We start from the raw sequence: 364 nt of genomic DNA on the forward strand, positions 1-364 counted from the left end.
GCGCCGGGGTCTCCCAGCGGGACAGGTCCCAGTCGAGGTCGTCGAACTTGCGCCCGCGGCTCGAGCCGAACCGCCCGCACATCTCCTCCTGGGTCTCCGCGAGGACATTCACCGTGAACCGTCCGGACCGGCGGATCCGGGGCCAGGCGACGCCGCGGTGATCGGCGCAGAACAGGACCATCGGCGGGTCCAGCGAGACCGACGCGAAGGACTGGCAGGCGAATCCGACGGGACCGTCGTCGTCGAGGCCGGTGACCACGGTGACCCCGCTCGCGAACTGGCCGAGGACCCGCCGCATGTCGGCCGGCTCGGGGGTGAGGGACTTCGGGGTGTCTACCTGGGTGTCTGCGACCATGGCCCGAGC

At 71.7% G+C, this 364-nt stretch carries 1 protein-coding gene; it reads right to left on the reverse strand.

The genetic code is table 11. The features are described from left to right. On the reverse strand, positions 1 to 364 hold a 364-nt coding region (locus AC1DYG_RS20845; protein ID WP_477641729.1), incomplete at both ends, for a flavin reductase family protein.

This window comes from Pedococcus sp. P1_H8, from assembly GCF_056405175.1.